The organism is Stenotrophomonas sp. FW305-C-20-S1 (genome assembly GCF_058783335.1).
Genome location: NZ_JBYTEK010000009.1, coordinates 34,358 through 50,352, shown reverse-complemented (window position 1 = coordinate 50,352; position 15,995 = coordinate 34,358). Strand labels below are relative to the sequence as shown.

General features: G+C 65.6%; 16 protein-coding genes and 1 tRNA gene. 8 read left to right on the top strand and 9 right to left on the bottom strand.

Annotated elements, in window-relative coordinates; translation table 11 throughout:
• Positions 1-85: 85 nt before the first annotated feature.
• The 3 genes from AC3WTC_RS06885 to pdxH all read right to left on the bottom strand — a co-directional run bounded on the left by AC3WTC_RS06885 (position 86) and on the right by pdxH (position 1,693).
• On the bottom strand, positions 86-550 hold the full coding sequence (locus tag AC3WTC_RS06885; RefSeq protein WP_492711162.1) for a DoxX family protein: 465 nt from the start codon (positions 548-550) through the stop codon (positions 86-88).
• Positions 551-736: 186 nt separating this feature from the next.
• Positions 737-1,084, bottom strand: coding sequence for a YqfO family protein (locus AC3WTC_RS06880; protein WP_105164506.1), 348 nt, complete (start codon positions 1,082-1,084; stop codon positions 737-739).
• A 9-nt stretch (positions 1,085-1,093) separates the two neighbouring features.
• Positions 1,094-1,693, bottom strand: coding sequence for a pyridoxamine 5'-phosphate oxidase (gene pdxH / locus AC3WTC_RS06875; RefSeq protein ID WP_492711160.1), 600 nt, complete (start codon positions 1,691-1,693; stop codon positions 1,094-1,096).
• Between the two features lie 40 nt (positions 1,694-1,733).
• Here pdxH and AC3WTC_RS06870 point away from each other — a divergent pair, with 40 nt between their 5' ends.
• The gene (locus AC3WTC_RS06870) at positions 1,734-2,561 is read left to right on the top strand and encodes a kinase (protein WP_492711158.1); all 828 of its coding nucleotides are present in this window, start codon (positions 1,734-1,736) and stop codon (positions 2,559-2,561) included.
• A gap of 6 nt (positions 2,562-2,567) precedes the next feature.
• Here the strand turns inward: AC3WTC_RS06870 and AC3WTC_RS06865 are convergent, their stop codons facing one another.
• Positions 2,568-2,771: a dodecin family protein gene (locus AC3WTC_RS06865; protein ID WP_025876997.1), complete on the bottom strand. Its 204-nt coding sequence runs from the start codon at positions 2,769-2,771 to the stop codon at positions 2,568-2,570.
• Between the two features lie 98 nt (positions 2,772-2,869).
• Here AC3WTC_RS06865 and AC3WTC_RS06860 point away from each other — a divergent pair, with 98 nt between their 5' ends.
• The 5 genes from AC3WTC_RS06860 to mdtD all read left to right on the top strand — a co-directional run bounded on the left by AC3WTC_RS06860 (position 2,870) and on the right by mdtD (position 7,501).
• Positions 2,870-3,412: a shikimate kinase gene (locus AC3WTC_RS06860; protein ID WP_032976596.1), complete on the top strand. Its 543-nt coding sequence runs from the start codon at positions 2,870-2,872 to the stop codon at positions 3,410-3,412.
• Positions 3,409-4,521: a 3-dehydroquinate synthase gene (aroB, locus tag AC3WTC_RS06855; protein ID WP_492711155.1), complete on the top strand. Its 1,113-nt coding sequence runs from the start codon at positions 3,409-3,411 to the stop codon at positions 4,519-4,521. Before AC3WTC_RS06860 ends, aroB begins: the two co-directional genes overlap by 4 nt.
• Positions 4,522-4,649: 128 nt before the next feature.
• On the top strand, positions 4,650-4,889 hold the full coding sequence (locus AC3WTC_RS06850) for a WGR domain-containing protein (RefSeq protein WP_025876992.1): 240 nt from the start codon (positions 4,650-4,652) through the stop codon (positions 4,887-4,889).
• A gap of 28 nt (positions 4,890-4,917) precedes the next feature.
• Entirely contained in the window at positions 4,918-6,000 is a 1,083-nt protein-coding gene (gene hemE / locus AC3WTC_RS06845; RefSeq protein ID WP_032951968.1) for a uroporphyrinogen decarboxylase, read from the top strand.
• Positions 6,001-6,091: 91 nt separating this feature from the next.
• Positions 6,092-7,501 (top strand): multidrug transporter subunit MdtD, encoded by a 1,410-nt coding sequence (gene mdtD / locus AC3WTC_RS06840; RefSeq protein WP_025876990.1) that lies wholly within the window; start codon positions 6,092-6,094, stop codon positions 7,499-7,501.
• 449 nt (positions 7,502-7,950) lie between these two features.
• On the opposite strand, the gene AC3WTC_RS06835 is transcribed toward mdtD, so the two are convergent.
• From AC3WTC_RS06835 to thiS, 4 genes are all read right to left on the bottom strand, one after another.
• Positions 7,951-9,798, bottom strand: coding sequence for an SLC13 family permease (locus AC3WTC_RS06835; RefSeq protein ID WP_025874276.1), 1,848 nt, complete (start codon positions 9,796-9,798; stop codon positions 7,951-7,953).
• Positions 9,799-9,825: 27 nt separating this feature from the next.
• Entirely contained in the window at positions 9,826-10,560 is a 735-nt protein-coding gene (trmB, locus tag AC3WTC_RS06830) for a tRNA (guanosine(46)-N7)-methyltransferase TrmB (RefSeq protein ID WP_025874277.1), read from the bottom strand.
• Positions 10,560-11,354 (bottom strand): thiazole synthase, encoded by a 795-nt coding sequence (locus AC3WTC_RS06825; RefSeq protein ID WP_032975186.1) that lies wholly within the window; start codon positions 11,352-11,354, stop codon positions 10,560-10,562. The genes trmB and AC3WTC_RS06825 overlap by 1 nt, the downstream gene beginning before the upstream one ends.
• A gap of 132 nt (positions 11,355-11,486) precedes the next feature.
• Positions 11,487-11,687, bottom strand: coding sequence for a sulfur carrier protein ThiS (gene thiS / locus AC3WTC_RS06820; protein WP_025874279.1), 201 nt, complete (start codon positions 11,685-11,687; stop codon positions 11,487-11,489).
• 207 nt (positions 11,688-11,894) lie between these two features.
• On the opposite strand from thiS, the gene AC3WTC_RS06815 reads away from it, so the two are divergent.
• Positions 11,895-13,727, top strand: a complete 1,833-nt coding sequence (locus AC3WTC_RS06815; RefSeq protein ID WP_033831855.1) for an autotransporter domain-containing esterase — start codon at positions 11,895-11,897, stop codon at positions 13,725-13,727.
• Positions 13,728-13,833: 106 nt separating this feature from the next.
• A tRNA-Gly gene (locus tag AC3WTC_RS06810) sits at positions 13,834-13,907 on the top strand.
• Positions 13,908-14,254: 347 nt separating this feature from the next.
• Here the strand turns inward: AC3WTC_RS06810 and AC3WTC_RS06805 are convergent.
• Positions 14,255-15,829 carry an N-acetylmuramoyl-L-alanine amidase family protein gene (locus AC3WTC_RS06805; RefSeq protein ID WP_492711150.1) on the bottom strand — a complete coding sequence of 525 codons (1,575 nt, stop codon included), beginning with the start codon at positions 15,827-15,829 and terminating at the stop codon, positions 14,255-14,257.
• Positions 15,830-15,995 lie beyond the last annotated feature (166 nt).

The window sequence follows — 15,995 nt, the reverse complement described above, 5'->3', positions numbered from 1 at the left end:
GTTGGTGCAGAACCGATGCCTGGTGGGTGCGAACCTTGGTGCGCACCGCATTTTCTCAAGCACCCCATCCACGCATGGCGTGGATCTACTGGAGCGCCGCGCGCGCTTCGATGGCGAACCGTCCACTGCCCACGGCCGCAACCCATAGCAGCAGCACGCCCAGCGGCACTTCGCTCAGGTAGAAGAACCAGCTCAGCCAATCCGGCACGCTCAGCCCCGCAGGGATACGCGCGATGCCATCGGTCAGCGCCGCCACCGCGCAGATCGCCGCCAGCAGCAGTGCCGATGGGCGGCTGAGCAGGCCCAGTACAAGCAGTCCACCTGCGATCCATTCAATGCCGCCGAGCACCGGCGCACTGAACACGGGAAACGGGATACCTGCATCGACCAGCGTATGCACCATGCGCTCGCGCCCGGCGTCGGTGAATACCTTGTTCCAGCCCGATACGCAGAACATCACCCCGGCGACGACACGGGCGAGCAGCAACAGGAGCGCTTCCACGCCCTGGCGCGGCGGTGGCACGGTAAACAGGCAACGCCAGGAGGGCATGGCAATTCCGGAAGTCGAGGGCGTCGGTCGGAGTGTGCCGTTTGCTGACCTGCTCGCACATGAAGCTGGCCGGTCCGTTCGCGACAAACGGCTCTCGCAGTGGTACGCGTTGGAACAATGGCAGTGGTACAGGCTCGACCCTACGATGCAGGTGTACCGACCTTTCCATCCACGCATGGCGTGGATCTACCCGGCCAGCAGCAGCTCGATCTCTTCCACCTGCACCACCGGCACCTGCCACGGGTGATGCGGCACGATGCCGTGCTCGAGGATGCGCTGTAGCCGCTGCGGATCGCGCGGCAGGCAGAACTCCAGCCGCACGCTGTCGACCACCTCGGTCTGCCCCGCCTCGCCCTGCGTGGGGATCGCACCCACGCGTGGCCGGAACTGTTCGAACCCCGGCGCGGACCACCACATGCCGTGCTCGTAATCGCCGGCCACCAGCGCATCCACCGAAAGGATGCCCTGCTTCACCGCCTCCAGGGCAGGCACCGGCACGAACACCACCACGCGATACAGCGGCACGCGTTGCATCACGGTGCCTTACGGGTACAACAAGCGCTTGCTCCAGCGCCCTTCGGCACCGGCTTCATAGCACCAGCGCTCGTGCAGGCGGAACTGCGCGCCGTACCAGAACTCGATGCGGTCAGGCACCACCCGCAGACCACTCCAACCGTCCGGACGCGGCACGTCCTTGCCCTCGAAGCGCGCCTCGACCTCGGCCACGCGCGCGTCGAACTCCTCGCGCGAGTTCAACGTCTTCGACTGCAGCGACGCCCACGCGCCGATCTGGCTCATGCGCGGACGGCTGGCGAAATAGGCGTCGGCCTCGGCGTCGGCCACCTGCTCCACGCGTCCCTCGATGCGCACCTGGATGCCGGCCTCGCGCAGGCTGCGCCACAGGAACAGCAGCGCCGCCTGCGGATTGGCCTGCAGCTCGTTGCCCTTGTGGCTGTCCAGGTGGGTGTAGAACACGAAGCCGCACTCATCGAACGCCTTCAACAGCACGGTGCGCGCCGATGGCCGGCCCTGCACATCGGCGGTCGCCACGGTCATCGCATTGGGCTCGACTTCGCGGCTCTGTTTCGCTTCTTCGAAAAGGGCGGCAAAGGTCGACAGGGCTTCGGCGTACAGGTCGCTCATGACAGCATTCTTCTCACACGGTTTGGGCTATTGTGGCGGCATGGTCGCCGCTGCGTACATGCCCCAGGTGAAAGGATTCCCCGAAACAATGGTCGAGCAGGCGCTGGATGACGCGCTGGGCAGCAGCACAGCCGTTCCAGTATTGGCGATCAGCGGCCTGCAGGGGAGCGGCAAATCGACGCTGGCCGCGCAGGTGGTTGCCCGTGCCCAGACGCGTGGCCTGAACGCCGCAACGCTGTCCATCGACGATGTCTACCTGACCCGCGCACAACGCCAGCGCCTGGCCCGGCAGGTGCATCCGTTGTTGATCACCCGTGGCCCACCGGGCACCCACGACCTGCCGCTGGCACATGCGGTACTGGACGCAGTGGCCGCACGAAAGCCTCTGGCGCTGCCTCGCTTCGACAAGCTGGCCGACGAGCGCCTGCCCGAAGCGCAGTGGCCGCAGCTGCAAACGCCGCTGGACCTGCTGGTATTTGAGGGCTGGTTCCTGGGCACCCCGGCGCAGGACGATGCCGAACTGGATGTCCCGCTCAACGCCCTGGAGCGCGAGGCCGATGCCGATGGCCGTTGGCGGCGCTGGTGCAACCAGGCGCTGGCCCGCGACTATCCGGCGCTGTGGCAGCGTTGCGACCGCTTGTGGTTCCTGCAACCTCCTGATTTTTCGGTGGTGCCGCGTTGGCGCTGGCAGCAGGAGCAGAACCTGCAGGCGGCCCAGCCGGGGCGGCACGGCATGAACCGACCCCAGCTGGAGCGCTTCGTACAGTACTACGAGCGGGTCAGCCGGCAGGCGTTGCGTGCGCTGCCGGCCATTGCCGACCGGGTAGTGGCGCTGGATGCCCAGCGCCAGGTGCAAGGGCTGCGCTGAGCAGCCTCACTCCACCAGGAAGGTGACCCGCAGGTTCACCCGCCATTCGGTGATCTCACCGTTGCCGTCGGTGACCACCTTGGTCTCGTTGATCCAGGCGCCCTGGATGCCCTTGACCGTCCCGGACACCTTCTTCAAACCGCTGCGCACTGCGTCCTCCACGCTCTTGGGCGAGGACGCATTGATTTCGATGACCTTGGCAACCGACATGGCAGGCACTCCATCAGGCGCGGGATACCCCGCAGGAACCTCCACCCTGACGTGAAGAACGTAAAGGCCAAGGCACGGAGGTGTTAGCATCAGAGGGCATGAATCCCGCTCCGAACCTGATCCTGATCGGCCCGATGGGTGCCGGTAAAACCTGCATCGGCCGCCGCCTCGCCGAGCGCTTCACGCTGGACTTCGTCGACGTCGACCAGGCCATCGTCGATGCGACCGGGGCCAGCATCCCCACGATCTTCGAGCATTCCGGCGAAGCCGGTTTCCGCGCGCATGAGCGCCAGGCGCTGGCGCAGGTGCTGGCCGGCCGTGGCCAGCTGGTGTCCACCGGCGGCGGTGCCGTGCTTGACCCGGACAATCGCGCCCTGATCGCCAAGCGAGGCTTTGTCGTCTACCTGCGGGTCAGCGTCGCAGCCCAGCTGGAGCGTCTGTCACGCGACAAGGCCCGGCCACTGCTGCAGCGGCCGGACCGCGAACAGGTGCTGCATGATCTGGCCGCGCATCGCGACCCGCTGTATCGCGACCTCGCCGATGTCACTCTTGATACCGACCCGTTTACCGCCGCCGATGCCACTGCCCAGCTTGTCGTCAAGCTGGCCACGCACTGGCAGCGACAGGACCCCACTGCATGACCTCCCCTGCCCTGCTGCAGGTCGCCGTTGGCGGCGACCGTCCCTATTCCATCACCATCGGTGCCGGCGCCCAGGCCGATGGCGCCGCACTGGCCAGCCATGTGCGTGGCCGCCATGTCTTGCTGGTCAGCGACAGCGAGGTTGCGCCACGCTATCTGGATGCCGTCAGGCAGACGCTGCTGGCCGCACGCCCGGACCTGATCATGGCTGAGCATGTGCTGGCCGCCGGTGAAGCCTCCAAGACCCTGGCCGAGTTCGGCTCGGTCATCGAGGCGCTGGCCGCACTCGGCGCGACCCGCGATGCCTGCGTGTTCGCCCTCGGCGGCGGTGTGGTCGGCGATCTCGCCGGCTTTGCCGCGGCCTGCTGGATGCGCGGCATCGACTGCGTGCAGCTGCCGACCACGCTGCTGGCGATGGTCGACTCCTCGGTGGGCGGCAAGACCGCCGTGGATATCCCGGCCGGCAAGAACCTGGTCGGTGCGTTCCACCCACCGCGTGCGGTGATCGCCGATACCCGCGTGCTGGCCACCCTGCCGCCGCGTGAACTGCGCGCAGGCCTGGCCGAAGTGGTCAAGTACGGCGCGCTGGGCGATGCTGTGTTCTTCGAGTGGCTGCAGCAGCATGCCGAAGCACTGGTGGCCGGCGAAGATGCGGTCATCGCCGAAGCCATCGCCCGCAGCTGCCGGCACAAGGCCGCCATCGTCGAGCGCGATCCCTTCGAGAAGGGCGAGCGCGCCCTGCTCAACCTGGGACACACCTTCGGCCACGCGATCGAAACCGAACAGGGCTACTCCGCACCGGGGCGCGATGCGCTGAACCACGGTGAGGCCGTAGCGGTGGGCATGGTGCTGGCGGCCCGCCTCTCCACCCACCTGGGCCTGGCCGACGACGCCGACCGGGTACGCCTGCAGGCGCTGCTGGAACAGCTTGGCCTGCCGGTGGCAATCCCCGCCGGGCTGGACCCGCAGGCCCTGCTCGGCCGCATGCGCCTGGACAAGAAGAACGTGGCCGGTCGCCTGCGCCTGGTGCTGTGGCGTGGCATGGGCCGCGCCGAAGTCGTACCGGACGTGGATGAAGCGGCGGTACTGAAGGTGCTGGGCGCAGGCTGACCGCTTGCGCGTTCGCCGGGCATGGCCCGGCGCTACCTGGGAGGTTTCATGAGGTTGCCGGCCAGCGGCCGGCACTACCGGATCCGCGTTGCGGCAGGGCTCACCTCGCCCCCGCTACAATCGGTGCCATGCACGTCCACCTGCAACAACCCGCCGACGGTGCCCAGGCACCGCGCTTCCTGCGCCTGACCCTGGTCCCGGACCTGTTCGGCGGCTGGGAACTGCTGCGTGAATCCGGCCGCGTCGGCGCCCGCTCGCAGCTGCGGCGCGAGCTGTACCTGACGGCCGACGAAGCCCGCCACGCCTACGACAAAGCCCGCGATGCCGAACTGCATCGGGGCTTCCAGATTCTTTCGCACGGCGACTGACTGCGCCGCTGCTCTTTTCGCCCAAGGAATGCCCACTGTGACCAGCCCTCTCCGCAACGATCGCCTGCTGCGCGCCCTGCGCCGCGAACCGGTGGACTGCACCCCTGTCTGGCTGATGCGCCAGGCCGGCCGCTACCTGCCGGAATATCGCGCCACCCGGGCCAAGGCCGGCAGCTTCCTGGCCATGGCCAAGAACCCGGAGATCGCCTGCGAAGTCACCCTGCAGCCGCTGCGCCGCTTCCCGCTGGACGCGGCCATCCTGTTCTCGGACATCCTCACCATTCCCGATGCCATGGGCCTGGAGCTGTACTTCGTCGAAGGCGAAGGCCCGAAGTTCCGCCACCCGGTACGCGATGAAGCGGCCATCGCCAGGCTGGCGGTGCCGGACATGGAGCAGGATCTGGGCTATGTGATGGACGCGGTGCGCCTGATCCGCCGCGAACTGGACGGCCAGGTGCCGCTGATCGGTTTCTCGGGCAGCCCGTGGACGTTGGCCTGCTACATGGTCGAGGGCGGCGGCAGCAAGGATTTCGCGCGCATCAAGGCGATGGCGCTGAACCATCCGCAGGCCCTGCACCGCCTGCTGGAGGTAACCACCGATGCGGTGATTGCCTACCTCGGCGCGCAGCGCGCGGCCGGTGCGCAGGCCCTGCAGGTGTTCGACACATGGGGCGGCGTGCTGTCGCCGGCAATGTACCGCGAGTTCTCGCTGCGCTATCTGCAGCGCATCGCCGAAGGCCTGGAGCGCGGCGAAGGCAGCGAGCGCACGCCGCTGATCCTGTTCGGCAAGGGCACCGGCCTGCACCTGGAAGCGCTGTCGCAGACCGGCGCCGATGCGCTCGGCCTGGACTGGACGCTGGACCTGGACGAAGCGCTGCGCCGCACCGGTGGCCGCGTAGCGCTGCAGGGCAACCTGGATCCGACCACGTTGTATGCCTCGCCTGATGCGATCGCCGCTGCGGCCGCACGCGTGCTCGATACCTATGCCGCCGGCAACGGTGGTTCGCGCGAGGGCCATGTGTTCAACCTCGGCCACGGCATGTCGCCGGACATGGACCCGGCCCATGTACAGGTGCTGGTCGACGCAGTGCACGCACACAGCCAACGCTGAGCATCGCGCAGGCAATCACGGCGCGATGTTGATCGCGCCGTGACCCGCAGTGCGCGATCATGGCGCCCCCACGTTGCACCGGCCACGCCCCATGTCCACAGCGCCATCGACCTACACCCGCCAGCGTCCCCTGCTGTGGCTGGTTTCGCTGGCGATCTTCATGCAGATGCTGGACTCGACCATCGTCAACACGGCCTTGCCGGCGATGGCGGCCAGCCTTGGCGAAAGCCCCCTGCAGATGCAGTCGGTGGTCTTCAGCTACGCGCTGGCAGTGGCCACCTTCATTCCCGCCTCCGGCTGGATCGCCGACCGCTACGGCACCCGACGCACCTTCCTGGTGGCGATCATCCTGTTCACCCTCGGCTCGCTGGCCTGCGCGATGGCGCAGCAGCTGCACCAGCTGGTGGCCGCGCGCGTACTGCAGGGCATCGGCGGCGCGATGCTGCTGCCGGTCGGGCGCCTGGCGGTGATGCGCTCGGTGCCACGCGAGGACTTCCTGCGTGCGATGAGCTTCATCGCCATTCCCGCACTGGTGGGTCCGCTGATCGGCCCCACGCTGGGTGGTTGGCTGGTCGAGATCGCCTCGTGGCACTGGGTGTTCCTGATCAACCTGCCGATCGGCGTCATCGGCTTCATCGCGGCGATGAAGATCATGCCCGACCACTACGCCAGCCACCGCACCCGGTTCGACCTTCGCGGCTACGCCATGCTGGCCTTTGCGATGGTGGTGCTGTCGCTGGCACTGGATGGGATTTCCGGGCTCGGTACACCTCACGCGCTGGTGATGCTGATGACCGTGGCCGGCCTGGCCGCGCTGGTCGGTTACTGGCTGCACGCGGCAAATTCAACGGCACCGCTGTTCTCCCTGGCACTGTTCCGCGTGCCCAGCTACCGCATCGGCATTCTCGGCAACCTGTTCTCGCGCATCGGCAGCAGTGCCATGCCGATGCTGATTCCGCTGCTGCTGCAGGTCGGCCTTGGCCTCGGGCCGATGAACGCCGGCCTGATGATGGTGCCGGTGGCCGCCGCAGGCATGGTGTCGAAGAAGCTGGCGGTGAAACTGGTTGAACGCTACGGCTATCGCCGCGTGCTGATGACCAACACCGTGCTGGTCGGCCTGGCGATGGCCAGCTTCATCCTGATGACACCGGGCCAGCACCTGGCCGTGCGCCTGCTGCAGTTGGCGTTCTTCGGTGCGGTCAATTCGTTGCAGTTCACCGTGATGAACACCGTCACCCTGCGCGACCTCGACCGTGAGTTCGCCAGTTCCGGCAACAGCCTGCTGTCGATGGTGATGATGCTCGCCGCCGGCTTCGGTGCAGCCGCCGCAGGCAGCCTGCTGGCCGCATTCGGCACGCAGCTGGAAGGCCACGGCGCCACGGCTGCGCTGCACGCCACGTTCCTGTGCGTGGGCGCGATCACGCTCACGTCGACGTTGATCTTCTGGCAGTTGCCCGACACCAAGCCCGAACCGCGCCAGGTAGAAGAAGTAGCGGAGTAGAGGGTTCGGCAGGGCTGCGCCCTGCACCTGCAGATGCCGAAGCAACGGCAACAGCAACAGCAGGCATTCCGTGGGATGGCGGGGCGGTGTCGGATTTCCGCGATCTGCAGTAGATCCACGCCATGCGTGGATGAATCTCCATTGGAAATCGAATATCTCGAAAATCATCCACGCGTGGCGTGGATCTACTGGTCGACCAAGGTCGACACCTGCCAACAGCAACACAGAACGCCGTTCCGACAGATCGCGGAAATCTGTCGAAGGCGGGGTGGGTCCGGTTGCGGGGGCGTGAGCCGCATGGATGCGGCGACCGAGCTTACATGGATGTACTTGCAGCGTCCCCCGCAACCGAACCCACCCCGCCATCCCAAGGAATGCAGGCCGTTGCCGTTGTCGTTGTCGTTGCCTCTGCGGGTGCAGGGCGCAGCCCTGCCAACAAACCCAACCTTTCAGAACATCAGGTTGATCATCACCACCACCACGCAGGTGTAGATCAGTGACAGCGGGCCGCCGACCCGCCACATCTCGCGCGGGGTGTAGTTGGCCGGGCCGGTGATCATCGAAATCACCGGGTTCGACGCCGTCATCAGGTTGTTCGACGCCGACAGCGCCACGATCAGCGCGAACGCCGTGGGATTGCCGCCGGCCGCCAGCGCCAGGTTCACCGCGATCGGCACCATCACGATGGTCGCGCCCACATGGCTGATCACCAGCGAGAACACCGTGGTCAGCAGCGCCAGCGCCAGTTCCAGCACCCAGATCGGAATGCCGGTGGGCAGCTTGTCGATGGTATGGCCGGCCACCCATGCCGCTGCGCCGCTGGAATCCATCGCCCAGCCGAGCGGAATCAGCCCGGCCATCATGAACACCGTCTTCCAGTTGATCGAGGCATAGGCCTCGTCCATGCGCAGCACGCCGGTCAACAGCATCCCGGCCACGCCGGTCATCAGCGTCAGCGCCACCGGCAGTTTGCTGGTCAGAGCGATCAGGATGGTCAGGGCGAAGATCGCCATGGCGATCTTGAACTTGTGCGGGCGCTGCTCGCCGGTGGGGTAATCGGTGACCACTACGAAGTCGCGGCTCTTGGCGGCCTGCGCGAGGTCGGTCCAGATGCTGTGGAAGACCAGCATGTCGCCGGCGCGCAGCTGCACATCGCGCACATCCTCGCGGATCACCTGTTTGTCGCGATTGATCGCCAGCAGGCTGATGCCGCGTTCCTTGCGCAGGCGCAGCTCGCCTGCCGTCTTGCCGATGACGCCGGAGGTCGGCGGCACCACCGCCTCGGAAATGCCAGCGCGGCTGGGATTGAACAAGTCGCCCAGGTGTTTCAGGCGCGAGGACATGCGCAGGAACTGGTTCTGCGCGAAATCGTGGATCTGCTGGCGCGGGCCCATCGCGCCGAGCACGCTGCCCACCCAGATGCGCATTTCCGCAGGGGGGGCCAGACGGGTGTCATTGCCGGTCTTCAGTGCCAGCAGCAGCGGCGCGTCATGCAGGTTCTCGGCCTCGCCCAGGGTCATGCCGACCAGCGGGCTCTCGGCGGTGACCACCAGCTCGAACACGTCGCCTTCGATGCCGTAGGTCTTGGCGAAGTAGCTCTCGGTGCGGGCCGGCGTGGTGCCGTCGTTGACCAGGCTTTCCTCTTCCACCAGCTTGCGGTCGCCGTAGTAGCGGAAATACAGCAGCGAGGCGATCAGCAGGGCGATGCCGATCGGCAGCGGCGCGAACATGCGCAGCGGCTCAATGGTGGCCAGGCCGGAGGGCAGGTTGTTGTTGGCCGAGGCCAGCAGATCGTTCAGCAGGATCAGCGGCGAGTTGCCGACCATGGTCAGCGCGCCACCCATCACGATCGCCGCCGAGATCGGCAGCAGCAGGCGTTGCATGGTCAGCCCGGTGCGCGCGGCCAGGCGCGAGGCGACCGGCAGGTACAGCGCCATCACCGACGGGTTCTGCATGAAGGACGAGTTCAGGCCGGCGATGGCCGTGGTCATCATCAGCAGCCGCTGCTCCACGCCATGGCCGCGCCGCAGCAGCCAGGCCGCGAGCCGGTTCAAGGCACCGGTGCGGTCCAGGCCCGCGCCGAGGATGGTGGTGGCGATGATGCTCATCACCGCGTTGCCGGAGAAGCCGCCGAAGATCTCCTCCGGCGCGATCAGGCCGGTCACGCCCAGCACCACCAGCACCACCAGCGCGACCACGTCGGCGCGGATGCGCTCGAACAGGAACATCGCCATTGTGAAGCCGACCAGCCCGAGCACGAGCTTCATGTCAGTGGTCAGCGTCAGCGCGGTATCCATGTGGGGCGCGGCGTCCTCAGGCGTTCATCAGGTGCGGTCGTACAACAGGTCCCAGACGCCATGGCCGAGCTTCTGGCCGCGGGTCTCGAAGTGGGTCTGCGGGCGCCAGTCCGGGCGCGGCACACTGCCACGCGGACCGGCACGGTTGACCAGGCCGGGGGTGGCATCGAGCACGTCCCACATCTGCTCGGCGTAATCCTCCCAGTCGGTGGCACAGTGCAGGCGGCCACCGGGGCGCAGCTTGCGCACCAGCAGCTCGGCAAAACCCGGCTGGATCAGGCGACGCTTGTTGTGGCGCTTCTTGTGCCACGGGTCGGGGAAGTAGATGCGCACTTCGTCCAGCGCGCCATCGGCGATTTCCTTTTCCAGCACTTCCACCGCGTCGTGGTGGTACAGGCGCACGTGGTCGGCGTTGTCGTCGGCCAGCGCGTTCAGCAGGCGGCCCACGCCGGGCGCGTGCACTTCCAGGCCGATGTAGTCGCGGCTGGGGTCCTGCTGCGCGGCGAAGCGCAGCGCGGCGCCGTTGCCGAAGCCGATTTCCAGCACCTTGTGCGCATCGCGGCCGAAGGTGGCATCCAGATCGCGCGGTTCACCGCTGAAATCCAGGCCGAAACGCGGCCAGCGCTCGTCGAACGCGCGCTGCTGGGCCGGGGTGAAACGGCCTTGGCGCAGCACGAAGCTGCGCACTTCACGGCGGCCTTCGTTGACCGTGAACGGCTTGGGCGGTGCCTTCGAACCGGCGCTGTCGAATGGATTGGTCATCAGCCGATCAACCCATCGATCGGCGAGGACGCACTGGCATAGCGCTTGCGCGGAATGCGGCCGGCCAGGAACGCCTCGCGGCCGGCTTCCACGGCCTTGCGCATGGCGCTGGCCATCAACACCGGGTTGCGCGCGCCGGCGATGGCGGTGTTCATCAGCACGCCGTCGCAGCCCAGCTCCATCGCGATCGCCGCATCCGACGCGGTGCCCACGCCGGCGTCGACGATGATCGGCACCTTGGCGTCTTCGATGATCTGCAGCAGGTTGTACTTGTTCTGGATGCCCAGGCCCGAGCCGATCGGCGCGGCCAGCGGCATCACCGCAGCGCAGCCGATCTCTTCCAGGCGCTTGGCCAGGATCGGGTCGTCGGAGGTATAGACCATCACCTCGAAACCGTCCTTGACCAGCTGCTCGGCGGCCTTGAGGGTCTGCACCACGTCCGGGTACAGCGACTTCTGGTCGCCCAGTACTTCCAGCTTGGTCAGGTTGTGGCCGTCCAGCAGTTCGCGGGCCAGGCGGCAGGTGCGCACGGCATCCTCGGCGGTGTAGCAGCCGGCGGTGTTGGGCAGGATGGTGTAACGGTCCGGCGGCAGCACGTCGAGCAGGTTCGGTTCGCCCGGGTTCTGGCCGATGTTGGTACGGCGGATGGCCACGGTGACGATCCGGGCGCCCGCGGCCTCGGTGGCCAGGCGGGTTTCTTCCAGATCCTTGAACTTGCCGGTGCCGGTAAGCAGCCGCGAGCTGTAGGTCTTGCCGGCGATCACCAGCGAATCGGGGGAGACATGAGCGTTCATGACGCGATTATCGCTTATCCGCCCGAAGATGGGGTCGTCACTTCGACGCCGCCGGGCATGGCCCGGCGCTACCGGAACGGATGCGCAGGGTAGCGCCGGGCCATGCCCGGCGAGCGCAGAGCGCGGGATGCCTCAGCCGCCACCCAGGGCATGCACGATCTCCACCACATCGCCCTCGGCCAGCACATGCTCGGCATGACGGCTGCGGCTGACGATCTCGCCGTTCACCTCAACCGCCACCCGGCGTTGCAGCAACTGCTCGGCCGCAAGCAGGTCCAGGAGGGTCGCCGAAGCGGGCAGGGTGCGGGGTTCGCCATTGAGCTGGATGTTCATGGGGCCATTGTCGCTGATCGCCGGTTCGCATCGGAACCGTTGCAAGTTGTGCGCTACGCCCGCACCGGCAAAGCCCGCCAGGCCTGGCTCGGGCGACAATCCATGCGGCGGCGCAGCGTGAGCAATTGGCGGCGCAGTGAAACCATTCACCGTGCGCCGGCGTACGTGCGTCGGATCCTCAAACGATATCCCCACAGGAGTTTTTACATGCTGCTCAGCAAACGCCCGATCCGCTCCCTCATGGCGGCCGCGATCGCGCTGGCCGCGCTGCCGGCCATGGCAGGCGAATCCCCGTTCACCCGCACCGTGTTCATCGGTGACAGCCTGACCGACAGCGGCTACTTCCGTCCGCTGCTGCCGGCCGACGTGCGTCCGGTCACCGGCCAGTCCACCACCAACCCCGGTTGGGAGTGGGCACAGTGGGTGGCCGATTACTACGGCACCAACGCCAGCCCGAACGGCAACGGCCAGACCGGCGACAACTACGCTGTCGGCGGCGCCCGGGTCGGCACCGACTTCCGCAACCCGCAGCTGGGCAACGTGCTGGTGCCGTCGTTGAAGACGCAGACCGCCAACTACCTGGCCGCCAACGGTGGCAAGGCGGATCCGCGCGCGCTGTACACCGTCTGGGGTGGCGCAAACGACCTGTTCCAGATCACCAACCCGGCCCAGGCGCCGGCAGTCATCGGCTCGGCGGTCACTGACCAGATCGGTATCGTGGCCAGCCTGAAGCAGGCCGGTGCCGAGTACGTGCTGGTTCCGAACCTGCCCGATATCGGCTCCACTCCGGGCTTCATCGATCGCGGCGCTGCCGCGCGCGTGCAGGGGACGGCGCTGTCCAACGCCTACAACAGCGCGCTTTATGGCGGTCTCAAGCAGGCCGGCATCGATTTCATTCCGCTGGACACCTACACGCTGCTGCGCGAAATCATCGCCAGCCCGGGCATGTACGGCTTCAGCAACGTCACAGGCCGGGCCTGCACCGTGCAGTCGTCGCTGACCTGCAGCCCCTTGGCCTATGTGCGCCCGGACGCGGCAAGTACCTACCTGTTCGCCGATGACGTGCACCCGACCACGGCCGCGCACCAGATGCTGGGCCAGTACGCCATCTCGATCCTGGAAGGCCCGCGCCTGCAGCAGGTGCTGAGCCACTCGGCGCAGACCATCGGCCGTTCGCGCGCCGACCAGGTCAGCCTGCACCAGGCCGGCCGTCCGGCCGACGGGATGTCCTGGTGGGGCGGCGTGCGCGGTGACATGCAGCGCTACGACCACGCCGATCTGTACGACGGCCTGGCCCCGGCCGGCCTGTTCGGTGTCGACTGGGCACGTGACGGCATGGTCTTCGGCGGCTTCGCCGGCTTTGGCCGCCTGAATGCCGACTTCGGCAACAGCCGTGGCGACTTCACCCAGAAGGACACCACGGCCGGTCTGTTCGCCGGCTGGTACGGCGACCGCATCTGGGTCAATGGCCAGGTCAGCTACACCTGGCTGTCCTATGACGTGAACCGCAAGGTCCAGCTCGGCCCGGCCACCCGCGAACACGGTGGCTCGCCGGACGGCAGCAACCTGACCGCTGCCCTGAACGCCGGTTACGAGTTCGGCACCGAAGGTGGCTTCCGCCACGGCCCGATCGCCTCGGTGATCTGGCAGCAGGTCAAGATCGACGGTTACACCGAAAGCGCCGATGCCGGCACCCTGGCAACCGCGCTGGGTTACGGCAAGCAGGATGTCGATTCCACCGTCGGCCGTATCGGTTGGCAGGCCCGCTTCGACGGCGGCACCGTCAAGCCGTACGTGCAGGTGACCTACGACCACGAGTTTGAAGACACCAAGCAGGCCAGCGCCTGGGTGCAGAGCCTGCCGGACGTCGGCATGTACCGTGTGCCGGGCATGGACTTCGACAAGAACTATGCAACCGCCATCCTGGGCGCGCGCATGGAGCTGTTCGGCCTGCAGAGCAACATCGGCCTGAGCGCCACCACCCTGCAGAAGCGTGCGCAGGACGCGACGCTGTTTGCCAGCTTCAGCGGCAGCTTCTGATGCACACGACGGCAGGCCTGCGGGCCTGCCGTCACCGCCACGGGCAGGCTGCAAGGGCCTGCCCGTTGCGTTTGAACACGTGCCCCGCATAGACTTGTCGGGCAACGCGGGCGTAGCTCAATGGTAGAGCTGTAGCTTCCCAAGCTACTGACGAGGGTTCGATTCCCTTCGCCCGCTCCATGTCTTCCAGCGGTTTGCGCCAGATCGAGGCGCTCTGCAATAACCGAAGCGCTTCGCAATTCACTGCGCCGAAGTGGTTTTGGACTCTCTTTTCTTTCGCGCGTGGATTCCGGTCGTGGTGACTGATGGATGCTCGGCTGGGCCTGCGCCTCGTGAATGTCCGCCGCCTCGCGGGTCTTATCGAATCCTCAGCGCGATGCGCGCCCGTCAAGGGAAGACTCGCTTCATTCGCGATCGGCCGCGAGTTGTGAGTCTTCGCTGCTCGTTCGGCAGGTTCGTGCTTCCAGCAACGAGGCGCGTCTTCGGTCAGGTGCAGCAAATCAACGTGGGGAAATGAGTGGCCCGCGTCAAGTACAGGTGATCTTGCTTCGCACCAAGGGACTTCTGACGCCGTCAGAGTCTTCAAGATAACGATCAACTTCAATTACAGCGCCTGCAGCCGGGCGCACAGTAGTGCAGTTGGCAACTGAATTCAGTGTGTCTGGCGTACTGCTGGGAGATATGTACTGCGTGGAGTTCTGGCTGCAGTGGTAATCCGGAGGGCAGGTCACAACTTTGCTGCGAAGGTACAGCGGATAGGTCGGTGATCCCATGAACTGGAAGGTATAAGGAATATCGGTGAGATGTGGCCCGGTGACCGGAGGCAGATTCGTGATTGTTAGTGGTCGACAATCGGTCTCCCCCTTCCTGAACGTTCGATAGCCCTTCTCCACGCCCTTCATAGCTGCCGCACGGAACTCTGAGTCCTGAAGTGCTTTGGCGTCTTCGGCGTTGGAGTGGAAGGCTACTTCAATCAGTGCTGTAGGCATCTCCGCATCGCGGACTTCTGCCTTGTTATTGCCATTGACGAGGTTCGGCCTGATGACGAAGTCCGCGTAGTTCTCCAGCGCATTTATCTGCTCTTTCATGTAGCAGAGAATGTTGTTGGAGAGCTGTACAGATGATGGATCATCCAATTTTGTCATCACCAGCGCTCCACGTGCGGTTGCAGTGGCCGCGTTGGTGTGCAGAGAGATGAACGTCTCTGCATTGATGTGATTGGCGTATCTGGCGCGGGCTGCGATGTCGTCGTCCTGCTCACGAAGATCGCGACGGTTGGGCTGGCCGTCGGGGAAGCGGTTCCAGATTGTGGGACCCTCGTCGGGCAGCAGTGACTTGATGTAGTAGCGAGCGGCCAAGTCTTTCCAGGAGAGATTGCTTTCCTCCTCGATGAACGGATTTCCGATGGCCCGTGTATGCCGGACTTCGGTTACGAAATCTCTGCTGCGGGAGGTGAGCCATGTGTTGAGCATCGAAGCAAAGCGCGGTGTGATGTCGTCCTCATGCACGTCGGTGGTGCCTGCATAGGGTTCAGGTCTCTCGTACTCCCAGGTATTACTCCCATAGTGGAAGTACTTGCCGTGGCCTGGATTGATGACAACCAGACCCGGCACGGGGGCTGATGCAGCGCGAGTGCTGCGCTGATCCTTGTGTTTCAGCAGACGCTCCGGGGGAAGGATTTCATTGATCGTTTTACCCCCGATTCGTGCAATAACGTACTTGAATCCGACAGTTCCGGAGAGGTACTCGTAAAGCTCCGCCTCGATCTCGCCGATCTTTTCGCCGAAACTCTCACTCAGCTCCGTCGCCCCTTTAGGCAAATAGCCTGAATCCAGATCAATCCAGACTATGCCTGTAGACGGCTCAGGAGTGATCCGGACAAGTACATGCTCTTCTTGGCCCGGTAGCCGCGTCTGCTGATCCACAAAACGCTGCAGTTCAGGCTCCAGCTGTCGGAAAATCGACATGCTTTCCGCCACAGAGGGAAGTCGCTGTTGCTGCTGAGGCTGTGTTTGTTGCGTGCTTGCATTGGCGGCGAGTGCTACAGAAAGTGCCAGCCCTGCGACGATACAAGCCAATCTCCCACTTTGCGTAACAGGCATCATGCATCTCCTTTGCTGATGGATCCCCTGCGTCCGAGGTTATCAACAATGATCGCGTCGTTTGAAGTCAGGTAACTCCCCGTCTATTGCAGGTAATTCCAGTCGGCGAAGGTGAACGGTGGCCTTTCCATGCGTGCAAGATGCTGGGTAGGGGAATGGCCAAGTG

Bases quoted from the DNA above. Each gene is read 5' to 3' on its own strand.
- AC3WTC_RS06885 (WP_492711162.1), bottom strand. From the start codon at position 550: ATGCCCTCCTGGCGTTGCCTGTTTACCGTGCCACCGCCGCGCCAGGGC.
- AC3WTC_RS06880 (WP_105164506.1), bottom strand. From the start codon at position 1,084: ATGCAACGCGTGCCGCTGTATCGCGTGGTGGTGTTCGTGCCGGTGCCT.
- pdxH (WP_492711160.1), bottom strand. From the start codon at position 1,693: ATGAGCGACCTGTACGCCGAAGCCCTGTCGACCTTTGCCGCCCTTTTC.
- AC3WTC_RS06870 (WP_492711158.1), top strand. From the start codon at position 1,734: ATGGTCGCCGCTGCGTACATGCCCCAGGTGAAAGGATTCCCCGAAACA.
- AC3WTC_RS06865 (WP_025876997.1), bottom strand. From the start codon at position 2,771: ATGTCGGTTGCCAAGGTCATCGAAATCAATGCGTCCTCGCCCAAGAGC.
- AC3WTC_RS06860 (WP_032976596.1), top strand. From the start codon at position 2,870: ATGAATCCCGCTCCGAACCTGATCCTGATCGGCCCGATGGGTGCCGGT.
- aroB (WP_492711155.1), top strand. From the start codon at position 3,409: ATGACCTCCCCTGCCCTGCTGCAGGTCGCCGTTGGCGGCGACCGTCCC.
- AC3WTC_RS06850 (WP_025876992.1), top strand. From the start codon at position 4,650: ATGCACGTCCACCTGCAACAACCCGCCGACGGTGCCCAGGCACCGCGC.
- hemE (WP_032951968.1), top strand. From the start codon at position 4,918: ATGCCCACTGTGACCAGCCCTCTCCGCAACGATCGCCTGCTGCGCGCC.
- mdtD (WP_025876990.1), top strand. From the start codon at position 6,092: ATGTCCACAGCGCCATCGACCTACACCCGCCAGCGTCCCCTGCTGTGG.
- AC3WTC_RS06835 (WP_025874276.1), bottom strand. From the start codon at position 9,798: ATGGATACCGCGCTGACGCTGACCACTGACATGAAGCTCGTGCTCGGG.
- trmB (WP_025874277.1), bottom strand. From the start codon at position 10,560: ATGACCAATCCATTCGACAGCGCCGGTTCGAAGGCACCGCCCAAGCCG.
- AC3WTC_RS06825 (WP_032975186.1), bottom strand. From the start codon at position 11,354: ATGAACGCTCATGTCTCCCCCGATTCGCTGGTGATCGCCGGCAAGACC.
- thiS (WP_025874279.1), bottom strand. From the start codon at position 11,687: ATGAACATCCAGCTCAATGGCGAACCCCGCACCCTGCCCGCTTCGGCG.
- AC3WTC_RS06815 (WP_033831855.1), top strand. From the start codon at position 11,895: ATGCTGCTCAGCAAACGCCCGATCCGCTCCCTCATGGCGGCCGCGATC.
- AC3WTC_RS06805 (WP_492711150.1), bottom strand. From the start codon at position 15,829: ATGCCTGTTACGCAAAGTGGGAGATTGGCTTGTATCGTCGCAGGGCTG.